This window comes from Microcoleus vaginatus FACHB-2002, from assembly GCF_040004035.1.
In the GTDB taxonomy this organism is placed as follows: Bacteria; Cyanobacteriota; Cyanobacteriia; order Cyanobacteriales; family Microcoleaceae; genus Microcoleus; species Microcoleus vaginatus_C.
Window position 1 is genome coordinate 149,011 of record NZ_JAMPLN010000008.1, and the last position, 15,170, is coordinate 164,180.

Below are 15,170 nucleotides of genomic sequence, written 5' to 3' on the forward strand. Positions count from 1 at the left end.
ATTGTGAAGTTTTTAGTGCTAGCAGCAGATTGATGATTTAATAAATTTAACGATTCCTTCTGATCCTAATTATTTATTAAACCTTTTCAAACTCAGCAAATAGAGGATTAATTTTAGATATTAGCCCATTAACTAACGCACCTTCTATTTTTTAAACTTATTGGTTGTTTGTCTTAAGGTTTACCCTCAAATTAACCGTATTCAACCATAGATTATTGCCGAAACAAATTTCCTTATTTGATGTCCAAATTAAGTTGACAGAAAAACAATCCTCGCTTAGGCACTCCAGACCAAAGCAACCGGGTTTTTTAACTTTGTTCAAGGACTGCGACAAAGTATTTTCGCACAACCCGTTTGATGCGCCCAAAACAGTTTTTTGCTTGACTTTAGCATTAAAAATTCCAGGAGAATAACGCAAGTTTCTGGATATTCTGTTGCCACATTCCAAGGGTTTTAGCAGAGATACACACCTGGACATACCGCGAGGCGAAGAAACCGTTTTTTTACTCTTGTCGCTGCAACAAAGTCTGGCTGTGAAAAACCTCGGTTTTGACGCACCCGCCCATCAGTCTTAAGATATTTATAGGTAACTAAGAGTATATAGCAATCCTCAATCATTTGTTAATTTCTTACTCCCGATCGAGCGGGTTCGGGGAGGGTTGGGGTAGGGTAAAAAATTTACGACTCCTGAAAGAATTGGTATAGATCAATCCACCCGCACCCAAAGCCTACCATATAAACTATTTCCTCGGTCTTTTCTATGCTAGCAATTCCTTAAGTTTAGCAATATTTTCATTGCTGAAGTAAATCTTAATTTCTAGTTCTTGGTCAGCCTCCCATAACAGCAGCATATTATCTTCACCCAAGGCGATTTCTGGATTGTTCAATTCAAGTGTTTGATATTTAACTTCGGGAATTCCTACGCGAATTACCAGTTCCGCTTCCAACTGAGGATAGATGTACAATTGCTGTTGCAAGTTGTCAAGTTCTAGTTTGTCAACAGTGTTGTTACGTTGGACAGGAGAACCGCGTTTGTACCAATAGAGAGTATCTTCACGGATTTCGGGATTGACTATCACAAATGTTTCGTCAAAACGCTGGGGGTGCCAGTGAATTTCGCTCAGACCGCCGATTTGCGGAATCAGTCGCTCTACCCAGCTAATTTCTTTGCCGTTGAGGTTGCCCCACCACTCACTGATATTATGGAGATTGTCAGCATTTTCGGGGTGGCTGCTGCCGGACTGCCAGACTGTTTTTAGTTGTTGCATATACAGGTTCTCCAGCGACTTTAAATTTGAGATTGCAGGCTTTCAATTGGAGATTCATTCGTTATACAATAATTTTAATGGACTTACCAATTATTTACCACGAAGATTACGTTGCACCTCTGCCACCGGATCACCGCTTCCCGATGGCAAAATTTCGGATGCTTTACCAGATGCTGCTCGCGGACGGGGTAGCAGATGAATCGCAATTTCACGCTCCCGAACTTCCCCCTCAAGAATGGATTGAATTAGTCCACGACCACTCTTATGTTCAAGCTTACTGCAACGGGACGCTCGATAACAAAGCTACTCGGCGAATTGGTCTGCCTTGGAGTCGCGCCCTTGCTAATCGCACTTGCACTGCGGTTGCAGGAACTGTACTAACTGCCAAGCTCGCTTTAGACTATGGTTTGGCTTGCAATACTGCGGGCGGAACTCATCACGCCTTCCCTGCTTTTGGGTCGGGTTTTTGTATTTTTAATGATTTGGCGATCGCCTCTCGCGTCTTACAAAAAAATGGTTTAGTTCGCAAAGTTTTAATTGTCGATTTAGATGTCCACCAAGGAGACGGAACCGCCGTAATATTCCAAGATGACAGCAGCGTGTTTACTTTCTCAATGCACTGCGAAGTAAATTTTCCCGGCACTAAACAAAAGGGCGATTTAGATGTACCTTTGCCTGTGGGTATGGAGGACGACGAATATTTACAAACATTGGATAAATTCTTACCTGATTTGCTTTCAAATGTCAAGCCAGATTTAGTTTTGTACGATGCTGGAGTAGACCCTCATCACGGTGACAAACTGGGAAAGTTAGCTTTAACTGATACGGGCTTATTTCGCCGGGAAATGCAAGTTTTGATGGCGTGTTTGGCTGGCGGCTATCCCGTTGCCTGCGTGATTGGCGGGGGCTATTCCGATGACGCTAAGGGGTTAGTTTACCGGCATTCGCTGCTGCACCGAGCCGCCAGTCAAGCCTACAGGCAGTATCGACTTTGATCCAGAGCGGCGATACTTCCGAAATATGGCCGAAAAAACTGTCTCCCTCACCCAAACAACTAAAAATACTATTAGCGATCGCTCCTGCTTGCCAGATGGGTACAACTTGAGCTAAAAAGTTGTTAAACAAACAACGGTACTTATGTCCAAGGCCAGCGAGTCCAATCACCCCTATCCACTGCTGGTTGTCATTGTTAACTACCGAACCTCTAGTTTGACAATTGACTGCTTGCGCTCTCTAGCTAGTGAAGTGCAATCGCTGCCCGGTATGCGGGTCGCAGTTGCCGACAATGCTTCAGGCGATCGCTCAGTCGAAGAAATTGCCAGCGCGATCGCCTCAGAAGGCTGGAGCGAATGGGCATCCTTCGTTCCCCTAGACCGCAACGGCGGATTTGCCTTCGGCAACAACGCCCTGATCCGTCCCGCCCTCCAATCCACCAATCCCCCCCCTTACTTCCTGCTACTCAACCCAGACACCATTGTTCGCCCCGGTGCCTTAAAAGCCCTCGTCGATTTCATGGACTCCCACCCCGAAGCCGGCATCGCCGGCAGCCGCTTGGAAGACCCTGACGGCACGCCCCAGGAGTCAGCTTTTCGGTTTCACAACCTCTTGACTGAACTCGATTTTGGTTGGCGCACAGGCTTTATATCCAAGTTATTAGCCAACTGGGCCGCAGCGCCTCCCATTTCCCAAGAAACCTGTCAAACTGATTGGGTAGCTGGAGCCAGCATGATCGTCCGTCGCGAAGTATTTGAAAAGATTGGCTTGATGGATGAAGCTTATTTCATGTACTGCGAAGAAATGGACTTTTGCCTGCAAGCGAACAAAGCTGGCTGGAGTTGCTGGTACGTCCCCGAAAGTCGCGTTGTCCACTTAGTCGGCCAAAGCTCAGGCGTCACTGACACCAAAAAGCCCGCCAAGAGGCTGCCTACCTATTGGTTTGATTCCCGGCGTAGGTACTTTATCAAAAACTACGGCTTGGTTTACACAGCATTAACTGATGTATCCTGGGCTTCGGGTTTTGCAGCCTGGAGGGTGCGCCGCGTACTTCAAGGCAAACCCGATCGCGATCCACCACAATTACTGAAGGATTTTGTATTAAATAGTGTATTTTTTAAGGGTGGTAAGATTGAAAAATCCAAAAACTTTTAACGGGAGTTGGTAAATCCGTCAAAGCCAAATCAACCAGGTAAACCTAGGCAAGCAAAATATTTTATGATGCAGCCGACAAATTAGTATTCTTGATCGAGAAAACCGGATTGCTGCTTCCTCAAAAACCTGATTGATCCATTAATATCATCGGCATCTAGCAATAGAGTAAACAAAAAATAGTGTGAATTAGAGCTTATGGTCACTGAGCAAAACTTAATCACCAGTGAAAATCAAGTAGAAGACCCCGCCCTGGGACTGTGGCAGCAAATTAAAGAAGACTGGATTGCTCATGGTCGAGATTGGACAAAACCGGGATTTCGCGCCGTAGCAGTGCAGCGTTTTGGCGTCTGGAGAATGCAAATAGAACCGAAATTACTGCGAGCGCCTTTGAGCATTATTTATCGATCGCTCTACCGAAAAGTCCGCAATAGTTACGGGATAGACTTGCCTTACACTGTGAAACTTGGGCGGCGCGTGGTGATTGAACATCAAAACGCTATTATTATTCACGGATATTGTAAAATCGGCGACGACTGCATTATCCGCCAAGGTGTAACGTTGGGAAACCGCTATTTGGACAAGCCGCTAGAATCCCCTCAATTGGGCGATCGGGTTAACGTCGGTGCTGGTGCAAAAATCCTCGGAAAAGTAAACTTGGGAGACGACGTAAATATCGGTGCCAATGCTGTAGTTTTATCAGATATTCCCGCAGGCAAAACTGCTGTTGGTATTCCTGCCAAGATTCTTCAATCTACCAAAAACCAGGAAAATGCTTAGATCGACATTGCAAAAAATTATCCGCCATCTTGCCATGCGTTACGGCAAGTTCCCTGGTCTTTACGTCCAATTCTGTAACCCGGATTGCAAAGAATACACAGAATTTATCCGCCGCCACGGCAACTTGTACGCGCTCGGTGAAAATTGCAGCATCTGGCCAAATACCGTCTTTGGAGATCCAGCCTACATCCGCATCGGCAACAATGTTCACTTCTCATCTTGTACCCTGCTCGGCCACGACGGCTCGATCGCCATGCTTGACCGGGCTTACAACGTTAAACTAGAGGCCGTAGGCAAGATAGATATCCGGGACAACGTATTTATCGGCTTTAATGCGATCGTCCTTCGCAACGTCACTATTGGCCCAAATGCGATCGTCGCCGCCGGTGCCGTCGTCACCAAAGATGTCGCCGAGGGCGATATAGTGGCCGGTGTCCCCGCCAGACCGATCGGCCGCGTCGAAGACTTAGTGAAAAAATTGCAAGCCGAAACTCAAAGCCTGCCCTGGGCTGATTTGATTAACAGCCGGGAGGGCAGCTTCGACCCCGAAATTGAACCAGAGCTCGTAAAATTACGAGTGTCGCACTTCTACGGCAACACATCCACTCCAACTGCAGCGCAATTCCAGCAATCTCCCTTGTCAAGTTAGAGATTCTTCTTAAGATAAATTGCACAAATAGGCCGAATTGTCTACATCATCAAAACACTGCACAAACAATGGTTGAGTCAATCCCTAAGTCAATCATTTCTGCTACAGAAGCAGACTGGAGCCGCGAAAAATCTAGCAAGTGGTGGGAACCCAGTCGCCAACTGCTCAAATCTATCCGCAACTATCAAAAGTGGCAGAAACAGGGTGGAATTGCAGGATATATTTTATGCCGTTGGAACGTGATCCAGCATCGATTTTGGAGCGTCGTAACTGCAACAGACATCCCTTTAAACTGCCAAATACAAGGAGGATTGGTGCTGCCTCATCCTAATGGCATTGTCATTCATCCCAGTGCTTCCATTGGCCCTAACTGTCTGATTCTTCAACAGGTGACAATTGTTGCTGATGTCAAAATCGGCGGTCACGTCGATATCGGTGCAGGAGCGAAAATTATTCGCTCCGTAACGATCGGCGATCATGCTTTGATTGGTGCTAATGCTGTGGTGATTTGTGACGTGCCACCGGGTGCAACCGCAGTCGGAATTCCCGCAAAAATCATCGAAAAAAAGACCCCGAAAGTCTGAGAAAAATTATAGAAGTCGCAGAAAAATTATGAAATTAGCTGGAGTTTTATTAACATATAAAACGAACTACTCAGTAGTCGAATTTAAGAGGTAAAATTTGAAACAAATTGGATTAGTAGCGATCGGAAGAAATGAAGGGCAGCGCCTCCGCCAGTGCCTAGTCTCGGCCACAGACAAAGTTGCCCGCGTCGTCTATGTCGATTCCGGCTCAAGAGACGGTAGCCTAGAGTTAGCCCGATCGGAGCAGATACAGTAGAACTAGATTTATCTATACTCTTTACCGCAGCACGCGCCAGAAACGAAGGCTTTGCCCGCTTGCTGGAACTAGCACCAGCCATCGAATTTGTCCAATTTGTCGATGGCGACTGCGAAGTAGATAACTCGCAGCCCAACCAGAATTAGCAGCAGTCGGCTGCCGCACGAGACATTCCCCGCAGCCACAGCTTGCAGGATCAATTTTGATCGATAAACACTACTCAAACTAAAACAATAATTCAATGGATACACTCAAAAAGCCAGCGCACATTGCTATTTATCTGCATTGCCTGTTCAATGGGGGTATAGAGCGGGTAATGTTGAACTTAACCCGCAACTTTGTAGCTCGCGGTGTCAAGGTAGATTTGGTAATTAACTTTCCCGGTACTCTTTTCCTGTGGGACTTCCCCCCGTCGGTTAGGATTATCAACCTGGAAGCTGAAAAGATATTAACAAGAGTTCCTAAATTAGTGCGTTACCTGCGACAGGAACAACCGACAGCTTTAATGTCAGCAAATCATTTTGCTAACGAAGTAGCACTATTGAGTAAGCATTTTTCTGGCTTACCGACACGGGTGGTGGTATCAGAACACACGCATCTTTCCCAGGAAGTGGGAAATTCCTCTCCGTTAACCTTTAAGCATTGGTCGCCTCTGACAGCGCGACTTTTCTACCCCTGGGCCGACGGCATAGTAGCAGTTTCTCAAGGAGTAGCTGAAGACATAGCGACTATAACTGGCTTAGCTGCCGAGCGAATTCAGGTAATTAACAACCCCATAGAGACTGATGAAATCATAGAAAAAGGTAAAGAACCTTTAGACCACCCCTGGTTTAATTCCCCAGAATTGCCTGTAATTCTGGGAGTGGGGAGATTAGAAAAGCAAAAAAATTTTCCTAACTTAATTAATGCTTTTGCTAAAGTACGACAGGTGCGCTCGGCTCGGCTGATGATTTTAGGCGAGGGGTCAGAGCGGGAGCGACTGGAATATCTAATCCGCGAATTGGGCTTGGAAAATGACGTGGCAATGCCCGGTTTTGTAAGAAATCCTTTTGCATACATGGCACGCTCTACAGTATTTGTCTTGTCTTCATCTTGGGAAGGCCTGTCACTGGTACTGGGAGAAGTAATGGCTTTGGGAACCCCAATTGTTTCTACAAATTGCAAAAGCGGCCCGTATGAACTTTTAGACGGAGGCAAGTACGGCGAGCTAGTTCCAGTAGACGACACTGAAGCGCTAGCACAAGGTATTTTAAAAGTATTGTCCGGTCAAACAAAGCCTGCCGATCCAGCTTGGCTTGCCCAATTCAACCTGGAGGGTACTGCTCAAAAATATCTGGATATTCTGGGCATCACTGATTGCGGATTCCCCTCAGCATTTCCGGTAAAGTAACTACAATACTCCGAGGGCGGGTTTCACCAAAAATTTACAATTCAGACTAGCAATCTACATCAAACCGCCCCCAAAGAAATGGACAGAATTTGATTATGGGCAATTTCACTGGTGGCAGAAAGACAAAAATGTATGGCTGGCTCACCGATGGAGAGAGTAAATTGCGAAGAAATAACTTAAATTTAGTAGTTGTGACCGAGCCCCACTCAGAAGTATTGGTGTGGTTTAATGCACAATAAGCTACCAGTAGTTGAACACCGAAGACAGGAACTCGTTAGGATTTATTTTATAAAGATATTGTGAAGTTAGCCTGACAGTTACTAAAATATTAAAATAACAGCTCGCGAGTCGAATTTAAGAGGTAAGAGTTGAAACAAGTTGGATTAGTGGCTATCGGACGAAATGAAGGGCAGCGCCTCCGCCAATGCCTAGTCTCGGCCACCAATAAAGTTGCCCGCGTCGTGTATGTCGATTCCGGCTCAACAGACGGTAGCCTAGAGTTAGCCCGATCGATCGGAGCAGATACAGTAGAACTAGACTTATCTATACCGTTTACCGCAGCACGCGCCAGAAACGAAGGCTTTGCCCGCTTGCTGGAACTAGCGCCAGACCTCGAATTTGTCCAATTTGTGGACGGTGACTGCGAAGTAGTTGATGGATGGATCGATCGGGCTTACAGCGAACTCGCAGCCAAACCAGACGTAGCAGCAGTATGCGGGCGCAGGCGCGAACGATACCCCGAAGCAAGCATCTACAACCAATTGTGCGACATCGAGTGGGATACCCCCATCGGCGAAACCAAAGCCTGCGGTGGCGATTCCATGATGCGCGTCTCAGCATTTCACCAAGTCGAGGGTTTCAATCCCGCACTAATAGCGGGCGAAGAACCCGAACTGTGCTTGCGGCTGCGCCAAAAAGGTTGGAAAATCCTTCGATTAGATGCAGAAATGACCCTGCACGACGCGCAAATGACCAGTTTCGCTCAGTGGTGGAAACGCGCTCAAAGAGCGGGTCACGCCTACGCCGAGGGTTCCTGGATGCACGGAAGCGAACCAGAGCGCCATTGGGTCAAAGAAACCCGCAGCACCTGGTTTTGGGGCTTAGTCTTGCCAGCCTTAGCCTTGGCAATGACATTGCCGACAAAAGGCTGGAGCTTGTTACTATTGAGTGGCTACCCCTTAGCAACCTCTCGCACCTATAACTATTATATAAAGCATCGGGAGCTCACAACTAAAGAGGCAGCCATCTACGCTTTGTCATGTGTATTAGCCAAATTTCCCCAGCTACAAGGTCAAATCCAGTTTCACCAGCGCCGATTGCTGGGGCAGCAGAGCAAGCTAATCGAATACAAAACCACTAACTCTATTAATTCAGCCAGCTAGAATGACAGCTAACGTCCCAGAAAGTACACCCCTAAGTAGCCAACAAATGAGTAATAAAAGATTAAAAGTTTTACTAATTGTAGAACAGTGCAACCCTGACTGGGCATCAGTACCGTTGGTGGGCTACAATTTTTTTCAACAAATAAACAATTTAGTTGATGCAACCCTGGTTACCCATATTAGAAATAAACCAGCCATTGAAAAACACCCAGAATATGAAAAAACCATCTACCTTGAAGAAGGAAAGTTAGCCAAGCAATATTATAAAATAGTCGAAAAGCTTACCGCAACCGGGCGAATAAATTGGCCAATGTATCATGCCTTGAATTACCCCCTTTATGAACAATTCAATCAGCAAGTATATCAAAAATTCAAAGGAAAAATCCTCAACGGCGATTATGACATAGTTCATGCAATTACCCCCATGATGCCCCGCTATCCTTTTAAGGTAGTCAGTGTATGCCAGCAGACTCCTTTTATTCTAGGGCCGGTGAATGGAGGCATTCCCTTTCCTCCAGGTTTTCAAAAAACGGCCAGACAAGAATTTGTTCAGTTCAACTTTTTGAGAGCAGTTGGTAGAGCATTAATTCCAGGTTATGCAGAAACTTACCAAAAAGCCCACAAAATTTTAGCAGGTTCACAATATACTTTAAATATGCTAAAAGATTTGTTTGCAATCCCTGACCAAAGAATTGATTTGTTTTACGAAAATGGGATTTCGGAGGAATTTTTAAATCAGAAAAATATCCTTAATAAAGATGTTAGCACGATCAATCTGCTTTTTGTGGGTCGATTAGTTCCTTACAAATGCGCGGATATTGTCATTGAGTCTATTGGCCAATTAGACCCGGAAATTCAAAGTAAAATCCGCTTAAGCATAGTAGGAGACGGCTCAGAAAGAAACAACTTGGAAAACAGAGTGAAGGAGCTTAATTTAGGCGAAATAGTCAGCTTTGCCGGATGGGTTAATCAACAAGAAACTCTGGATTATTACAGAAAAGCAGATATTTTTTGTTTCCCTTCGATCCGAGAGTTTGGCGGCGCAGTAGTAATGGAAGCTATGGCTTGCGGTCTCCCCTGCATAGTGGCTAATAACGGCGGTATTGGTGAATACGTGAATGAAGAAACTGGTTTTAAGATCGAGCCGATTTCTAGAGAGTATCTCACCCAAGAATTGACAAGTAAAATTAAGCTGTTAGTCGAAGACGATCGGCTGCGGGAAAGTATGTCAGCTAAGGCTATCGAACAAGCCAGAGAATTTGCGTGGGAAAACAAAGCCATAAAAATAGTCGAGATTTACGAAAAAATGCTATATGAAAAAAGTGTTAGTGCATCGACATACTAGAGCGATATTGTTGAGTTAAAAATGAGAAAGCAGGTAAGAAATGAAGGCAAAAATTGGATACTTTATTCCAAAATTTCCCGGACAAACACACATCTTTTTGTAGCGGGAGCGACAATTTTTGGCAGAACTTGGAATTGAAACAGATTTAGTATCAACTCAACCGCCCCCCAGAGCGATCGCTTCTCACGTATGGGCAGAAGAAGCTCAAAAAAATACTGTTTATCTATTTCCCTTTGCTGCGAAAGATTTTATTAACTCATTCCTAGAGGTGCTCAAAGCTGGTCCGGCTGCATGGTGGCAGTGCCTCGCAGTTATTGCCAAAGCGAGTGACACATCCTTATCTCAAAAGGTTCGGCTATTGGCATTGGTTTTTGTTGCTGGCAAACTAGCAGGGTTAGCAAGAACAAAAGGTTGGTCGCACATCCACGTTCATTCCTGTGCCAATGCCGCCAGTATAGCGATGTTCGCCTCATTACTCTCAAAAGTATCGTATAGCCTGACGCTGCACGGCCCGCTAACTGACTACGGCCCTAACCAAGAACAGAAATGGCACTTTTCTGCCTTTGCAATACTCATTACTAAAAAGCTTTATGACGAAGTGAACAAATGCCTTGCGGGTCATCTTCCTCAAAAGGTTGAAATAGCTCCTATGGGGTTGCCCTCTCGGGTGTCCAAAGAAAAACACCATACTCCGCATGGAATGGAAGTGATGCTTGGCACATTTTTAGTTGCGGACGTCTCCACAGATGTAAAGGTCATGCGGATTTGATTGCTGCGATAGATATACTTAGAAAACGAGGATTTAATGTTGAGCTGCAAATTGCTGGAGAAGACAAACAGGGTGGCAGTGGCTACCGCCTGGAGTTAGAAAAGCTGATCGAACAGCTTGGCTTGAAAAGTTGTGTTAGCCTTCTCGTGGCGGTGTCTGAAAATACCGTCAATGAGTCCCTAGAAAAAGCACAGGTATTTGTCCTTGCCCGTTGGCACGAACCTCTAGGTGTCGCCATCATGGAAGCGATGGCAATGGAGATGCCTGTAGTAGTTACAGGATCAGGAGGAGTAAAGGAGCTTATAGATGACGGGATTGATGGGCTACTTGTAGAACCTGAAGCCCCCGAGCAATTAGCAGACGCGATCGCCAATATACTCCAAAATCCAGAACTTGCTTTGAGCATCAGTCAGGAATCCCGGAAAAAAATCATGGCCAAATTTAGCCACGGCCGCCGTGCAGAAACTTTAGCTCAGTGCTTGGAAAAACTTGGAATAACTAACCCGTCTTAGTTATTCCAAAGAATAAATTTCATCTCAGAGTGCATAAATCCAGTGGAACCCAAAACAAGTTATGCGAATTTTAATTGTTGCTCAGAATGCCTCAACTAAATTCGGCGGCGAGTCATTGCTGCCGATCAACTACTTCCGGATACTTCGAGGGCGCCAAATAGAGACATGGTTAGTGGCGCACGCCCGCACCCAGGCAGAACTCACAGCACTGTTTCCAGAAGAGTGTGATCGAATGCACTTTGTACCCGACACTTGGCTGCACCGGCTGCTTAACAATTGCGGGGGATTTATCTCTGCAAGAGTGAATGAATTTACTTTTGGGCTGCTCACTCACCTGTACACCCAAGTGCTACAGCGTCGTATTGTCCGCCGGCTCGTGAGCGAACACCAGATTGATGTTGTACACGAACCGACACCAGTCTCGGCAACAATTCCTTCGTTGATGTTCGGATTGGGGGTGCCGGTAGTTATCGGGCCGATGAACACGTCGGTTAAATTTCCTCTGGCTTTTGGCTCGCGCCAAAATCCTACCATTGATATTTTAATCGCGATCGGTCACCAGTGCGTCGATTTTTTCAATCGTCTTTTTCCAGGTAAAATCAAAGCCGAGACGCTGTTAGTGGCAAACGATCGCACGAAGCAGGCACTTGCATCTGGGGTGCAGGGTAAAATTATGGAACTTGTGGAAAACGGCGTGGATTTCTCGGTGTGGCGAGCGGACTCTAGCTTATCAAGAGCAGCGACCGGGCCGGTTCATTTTATTTTTTTAGGCCGACTGATCGACTGGAAAGCTGTAGACTTGCTGCTAGAAGCCTTCGCGCCCGTCGCTGCTCAAACCGATGCAGTCTTGGAAATCATCGGTGATGGGCAAATCCGAGGGGAACTCGAAGCTCAAACAGCTCGTTTAGGCATCGACAGCAGCGTTGTATTTAGTGGCTGGCTGTCTCAGGAGGAGTGTGCTCTCAAAATGCAACAAGCTGATGCAATGGTTTTCCCCAGTTTGCGGGAACCAGGGGGGGCAGTGGTGATGGAGGCAATGGCAGTGGGCTTGCCCGTCATAGCAACGAACTGGGGCGGCCCTGCAGATTATCTGAATTCCACTTGCGGTATTTTAGTAGAACCGACTTCTAAAGAAGGATTTGTCAAGGGACTGACAGATGCGATGCTCAAGCTCGCTCATTCACCAGAATTGCGGCAGAGTATGGGTTCTGCGGGACGGGAACGAGTCCGGCAGCATTTTGATTGGGAACGCAAAGTCGATCGAATACTTGAAATTTATCAACAAACGATCGACCATTGCCCCAAGCATTAGGTAGCCGACCATTAAAGCATAAAGCAGCAGCTTTCAAGTTGAAAGCTGCTGCTTGGGGGTGCTAAAAAAGTATGTGGCGGCCCAAAGACCCCCCTCTACATCCTAGCGATCTAAAAACGGGTTAACCCGTTTGTTTGGTTAACCCGCGAGCTTGGAAACATGCAGTTCAATTAGTTTTGCACTACCAGCTTAACGTTGGCATTTTGCAAACCGCGCTGCTTGACTGCTGCCAAGGTCTTGTTAACTGCGTACTTCTGGTTGATGGAGTTGATTAACTCAGTTTGATTGTGCTTTTTGGCGACGCCCCAGAGGTCGGCAATCAGGTCAAAAGAACCATCGCTATTGCGAGACCAACCCAGGTCATATTCGCCTTCGAGAATCGCTACGATGTCGGAGCGAACGCGCTGACCATTATAGCCACGAACATCAGCTTCTGACTTGACTGAAATGCCCAAGTCGCGCAGGGAAGCTTTCAGGATTTCGGCATCGGTGATTTTGGTACGCAGTGTGCTAAAGTGAGACATTGGATTTCCTCCTAATACAACTGAGAGAGAAACAACAACGGTCTGGATTTAACGGTGCCGCTTGGCGGCTCTTGAATCGAACTGCTAGCTGTTGCTAGCCTTTGCTCCTGTTTGGACCAGGAGAAAGCTTTTAGAATTCCATTCGCTGGTATTCAGCGACGGAAGACGCAGCGGGCCGTGCACGCTGTCTAGCCCAATCTCGCAGGGCGGTGACCTGTTCGGTCATTGTTTTAGACAGTGGCATTGTGGATTTAATGGCCGCGATGATGTCTAGCTGCGTAAACTCTCGATCTTGAGCGAAGGCTTCGTACATTGCGGCTACTAGCGCTTGCTCAATCTCTGCACCTGAAAAGCCCTCGGAAACATTGGAAAGTTGCTCTAAATCGAAGCGAGTAATTTCCCGACGGCGCTTTGACAGGTGAATCTTAAATATATCTTGGCGTTCTTCTTTGGTAGGCAGATCAACAAAGAAGAGTTCGTCGAATCGGCCTTTCCTCAAGAATTCTCCCGGCAACCGCTCGATTCGGTTGGCTGTTGCCATTACGAAGACTGGGGAAGTCTTTTCTTGCATCCAAGTGAGGAAGGAACCGAAAATCCGGCTGGAGGTGCCTCCGTCTGAGTCTGCCGAACCAGTGCCTCCTGCAAAGGCTTTGTCTAGTTCGTCGATGAACAGGAGGGCTGGAGAGATGGATTCTGCGGTTTTGAGGGCATTGCGGAGGTTTGCTTCCGATCGACCCACCATCGAACCGTCGTAGACTCTACCCATATCTAGCCTCAGCAGGGGCAGTCCCCAGAGGCGGGAGGTTGTCTTAGCAATCAGCGATTTTCCGCATCCCGGTACGCCGAGAATTAACATCCCTTTTGGTTGGGGCAGACCGTATTCTCTCGCCCTTTCGGTAAAGGCGTTGGAACGCTGTCTCAGCCACCGCTTCAGCTCTTCTAAACCGCCTACTGCATCCAGGGTTTCGTCTTCTTCAATGAACTCTAGAATGCCGTTGCGCCGAATTAATTGCTTTTTCTCCGAAAGAACTATATCTACTTCTTCTTCTGTGAGGCGCCCAGTCGAAACTTGAGCTTTGCGATAAACTTTTTCAGCTTCGTCCTTGGTCAATCCCAAGGCTGCTTTTAAAAGTTTTTCTCGCCCTTCTGTGGTAATGCGTCGCGATTTCGTTTGCTCCAACTGACCAGACAATACTTGGTTTAGTTCCTTCATGTCTGGCAACGCGAAGTCTAATACCACTACTTCCTTTTCTAGCTCTATCGGAATTTGCTGCAAAGGAGACATCAGTATAATTGTCTTTTGCGTTCCTTTGAAGTTGGCGATCGCATCGCGCAACCACCTCGTTACCGGAGGAGAATCTATAAAAGGATGCAAATCTTTGAAAATGTAGATGCTAGCGTTAGTGTTGGGTTCTCGCTGCCTGATCACCCATTCAATTGCTGCCTCTGGCGAGACGGTGTTGTGTTGGGTGGTGGTGCGGGGTTGACCATACTCCACAATGCCGTGAGTTACAGTCCAGATAAATACTCGTCGCTGTGGTTTCGCTTGAGCTATTGTCGAAATTGCTTGCTCACACCGCTCTTCCTCGGATGTCACGAGGTAGATCAGAGGATATTGAGCTTGGATTAGAATACTGATCTCTTCTTGCATAGTCCTCGACCCACTAGAGACGGTGCTATCTTTGCTGAATCTCAATGCTGCCCTTCGCCCTCTTACTGAAAATTTCAGTTTTAGCTTTTTGGGGAAGCAAGGCATTCTTAGCAGGGAACCAATTCTTCCTCTCCCGGTTTGGCCGTGCTGGCACTGACGCCCGACACCTGCTTTAGTGGAAGATCCTGTTCAGCCAATACACTCGGCTGACTTGTTACGGATGCCAGTTCTCCATCTCGCATTACTACTGAACTCGTGCATTCTGGACAGTTGTATACCCGATGGGTTTGTCCGTAGGAGGCTTCTACTTCGTCAACCAGTTCGGGATTTCCTAGGTAGAAGACAATTGCCCTTTCTGCAATTGATGACATCGGTTCAGTTTCGACTGCGGCTCGGATTTTGAGCTGGCGATGCAGTTCTGGTGGAAGATACAATGTAACTTTTTGCTTTTCTTGCATATGACAGTGAATTGACTTACCCGGGTATGTATATCAGATTAGCCGCTTAATTCTTTGCTGTCAAGCCTCTATGCAGCTTTAGCGTCATCTTGTAATATTTCGTTACATTTTAGGTAAATCTGGGCCTTTTAACAACGAAAAAGTT

At 46.5% G+C, this 15,170-nt stretch carries 16 protein-coding genes; 12 read left to right on the plus strand and 4 right to left on the minus strand.

The window, feature by feature from the left end; genetic code table 11:
- Nucleotides 1–758: 758 nt before the first annotated feature.
- On the minus strand, nucleotides 759–1,268 hold the full coding sequence (locus NDI35_RS09885) for a hypothetical protein (RefSeq protein ID WP_445312581.1): 510 nt from the start codon (nucleotides 1,266–1,268) through the stop codon (nucleotides 759–761).
- A gap of 77 nt (nucleotides 1,269–1,345) precedes the next feature.
- On the opposite strand from NDI35_RS09885, the gene NDI35_RS09890 reads away from it, so the two are divergent.
- The 12 genes from NDI35_RS09890 to NDI35_RS09945 all read left to right on the plus strand — a co-directional run bounded on the left by NDI35_RS09890 (nucleotide 1,346) and on the right by NDI35_RS09945 (nucleotide 12,392).
- Nucleotides 1,346–2,263, plus strand: a complete 918-nt coding sequence (locus NDI35_RS09890) for a histone deacetylase family protein (RefSeq protein ID WP_333174539.1) — start codon at nucleotides 1,346–1,348, stop codon at nucleotides 2,261–2,263.
- Nucleotides 2,264–2,405: 142 nt separating this feature from the next.
- Complete coding sequence (locus tag NDI35_RS09895) at nucleotides 2,406–3,416, plus strand: glycosyltransferase family 2 protein (RefSeq protein WP_445312582.1); 1,011 nt, start codon at nucleotides 2,406–2,408, stop codon at nucleotides 3,414–3,416.
- 195 nt (nucleotides 3,417–3,611) lie between these two features.
- Nucleotides 3,612–4,193, plus strand: a complete 582-nt coding sequence (locus NDI35_RS09900; protein WP_445312583.1) for a serine O-acetyltransferase — start codon at nucleotides 3,612–3,614, stop codon at nucleotides 4,191–4,193.
- The gene (locus NDI35_RS09905) at nucleotides 4,186–4,842 is read left to right on the plus strand and encodes an acyltransferase (RefSeq protein ID WP_445312584.1); all 657 of its coding nucleotides are present in this window, start codon (nucleotides 4,186–4,188) and stop codon (nucleotides 4,840–4,842) included. Before NDI35_RS09900 ends, NDI35_RS09905 begins: the two co-directional genes overlap by 8 nt.
- A gap of 68 nt (nucleotides 4,843–4,910) precedes the next feature.
- Nucleotides 4,911–5,426 carry a serine O-acetyltransferase gene (locus NDI35_RS09910; protein ID WP_445312585.1) on the plus strand — a complete coding sequence of 172 codons (516 nt, stop codon included), beginning with the start codon at nucleotides 4,911–4,913 and terminating at the stop codon, nucleotides 5,424–5,426.
- A 97-nt stretch (nucleotides 5,427–5,523) separates the two neighbouring features.
- Nucleotides 5,524–5,682 carry a hypothetical protein gene (locus NDI35_RS09915; protein WP_445312586.1) on the plus strand — a complete coding sequence of 53 codons (159 nt, stop codon included), beginning with the start codon at nucleotides 5,524–5,526 and terminating at the stop codon, nucleotides 5,680–5,682.
- A gap of 241 nt (nucleotides 5,683–5,923) precedes the next feature.
- Nucleotides 5,924–7,072: a glycosyltransferase gene (locus tag NDI35_RS09920; RefSeq protein WP_445312587.1), complete on the plus strand. Its 1,149-nt coding sequence runs from the start codon at nucleotides 5,924–5,926 to the stop codon at nucleotides 7,070–7,072.
- Between the two features lie 368 nt (nucleotides 7,073–7,440).
- Nucleotides 7,441–8,454 (plus strand): glycosyltransferase family 2 protein, encoded by a 1,014-nt coding sequence (locus tag NDI35_RS09925; RefSeq protein ID WP_445312588.1) that lies wholly within the window; start codon nucleotides 7,441–7,443, stop codon nucleotides 8,452–8,454.
- A gap of 46 nt (nucleotides 8,455–8,500) precedes the next feature.
- Entirely contained in the window at nucleotides 8,501–9,799 is a 1,299-nt protein-coding gene (locus NDI35_RS09930; protein ID WP_445312589.1) for a glycosyltransferase family 4 protein, read from the plus strand.
- Between the two features lie 118 nt (nucleotides 9,800–9,917).
- Entirely contained in the window at nucleotides 9,918–10,568 is a 651-nt protein-coding gene (locus tag NDI35_RS09935; RefSeq protein ID WP_445312590.1) for a hypothetical protein, read from the plus strand.
- The gene (locus NDI35_RS09940) at nucleotides 10,520–11,080 is read left to right on the plus strand and encodes a glycosyltransferase family 4 protein (protein WP_445312615.1); all 561 of its coding nucleotides are present in this window, start codon (nucleotides 10,520–10,522) and stop codon (nucleotides 11,078–11,080) included. The genes NDI35_RS09935 and NDI35_RS09940 overlap by 49 nt, the downstream gene beginning before the upstream one ends.
- A 61-nt stretch (nucleotides 11,081–11,141) precedes the next feature.
- Nucleotides 11,142–12,392, plus strand: coding sequence for a glycosyltransferase family 4 protein (locus NDI35_RS09945; RefSeq protein WP_445312591.1), 1,251 nt, complete (start codon nucleotides 11,142–11,144; stop codon nucleotides 12,390–12,392).
- A 170-nt stretch (nucleotides 12,393–12,562) separates the two neighbouring features.
- On the opposite strand, the gene NDI35_RS09950 is transcribed toward NDI35_RS09945, so the two are convergent.
- The 3 genes from NDI35_RS09950 to NDI35_RS09960 all read right to left on the minus strand — a co-directional run bounded on the left by NDI35_RS09950 (nucleotide 12,563) and on the right by NDI35_RS09960 (nucleotide 15,025).
- Nucleotides 12,563–12,916, minus strand: a complete 354-nt coding sequence (locus tag NDI35_RS09950) for a DUF1257 domain-containing protein (RefSeq protein ID WP_006635781.1) — start codon at nucleotides 12,914–12,916, stop codon at nucleotides 12,563–12,565.
- A 130-nt stretch (nucleotides 12,917–13,046) separates the two neighbouring features.
- Complete coding sequence (ycf46, locus tag NDI35_RS09955) at nucleotides 13,047–14,567, minus strand: stress-responsive protein Ycf46 (RefSeq protein WP_445312592.1); 1,521 nt, start codon at nucleotides 14,565–14,567, stop codon at nucleotides 13,047–13,049.
- Nucleotides 14,568–14,674: 107 nt separating this feature from the next.
- Nucleotides 14,675–15,025 (minus strand): slr0373 family blue light stress response protein, encoded by a 351-nt coding sequence (locus tag NDI35_RS09960; RefSeq protein WP_445312593.1) that lies wholly within the window; start codon nucleotides 15,023–15,025, stop codon nucleotides 14,675–14,677.
- Between the last annotated feature and the right edge of the window lie 145 nt (nucleotides 15,026–15,170).

Excerpts from the sequence above, each read along its gene's own strand:
- NDI35_RS09890 (WP_333174539.1), top strand. The coding sequence starts at position 1,346 with ATGGACTTACCAATTATTTACCACGAAGATTACGTTGCACCTCTGCCA.
- NDI35_RS09910 (WP_445312585.1), top strand. The coding sequence starts at position 4,911 with ATGGTTGAGTCAATCCCTAAGTCAATCATTTCTGCTACAGAAGCAGAC.
- NDI35_RS09930 (WP_445312589.1), top strand. The coding sequence starts at position 8,501 with ATGAGTAATAAAAGATTAAAAGTTTTACTAATTGTAGAACAGTGCAAC.
- NDI35_RS09950 (WP_006635781.1), bottom strand. The coding sequence starts at position 12,916 with ATGTCTCACTTTAGCACACTGCGTACCAAAATCACCGATGCCGAAATC.
- NDI35_RS09960 (WP_445312593.1), bottom strand. The coding sequence starts at position 15,025 with ATGCAAGAAAAGCAAAAAGTTACATTGTATCTTCCACCAGAACTGCAT.
- NDI35_RS09920 (WP_445312587.1), top strand. The coding sequence starts at position 5,924 with ATGGATACACTCAAAAAGCCAGCGCACATTGCTATTTATCTGCATTGC.
- NDI35_RS09885 (WP_445312581.1), bottom strand. The coding sequence starts at position 1,268 with ATGCAACAACTAAAAACAGTCTGGCAGTCCGGCAGCAGCCACCCCGAA.
- NDI35_RS09900 (WP_445312583.1), top strand. The coding sequence starts at position 3,612 with ATGGTCACTGAGCAAAACTTAATCACCAGTGAAAATCAAGTAGAAGAC.
- NDI35_RS09945 (WP_445312591.1), top strand. The coding sequence starts at position 11,142 with ATGCGAATTTTAATTGTTGCTCAGAATGCCTCAACTAAATTCGGCGGC.
- NDI35_RS09905 (WP_445312584.1), top strand. The coding sequence starts at position 4,186 with ATGCTTAGATCGACATTGCAAAAAATTATCCGCCATCTTGCCATGCGT.
- ycf46 (WP_445312592.1), bottom strand. The coding sequence starts at position 14,567 with ATGCAAGAAGAGATCAGTATTCTAATCCAAGCTCAATATCCTCTGATC.
- NDI35_RS09895 (WP_445312582.1), top strand. The coding sequence starts at position 2,406 with ATGTCCAAGGCCAGCGAGTCCAATCACCCCTATCCACTGCTGGTTGTC.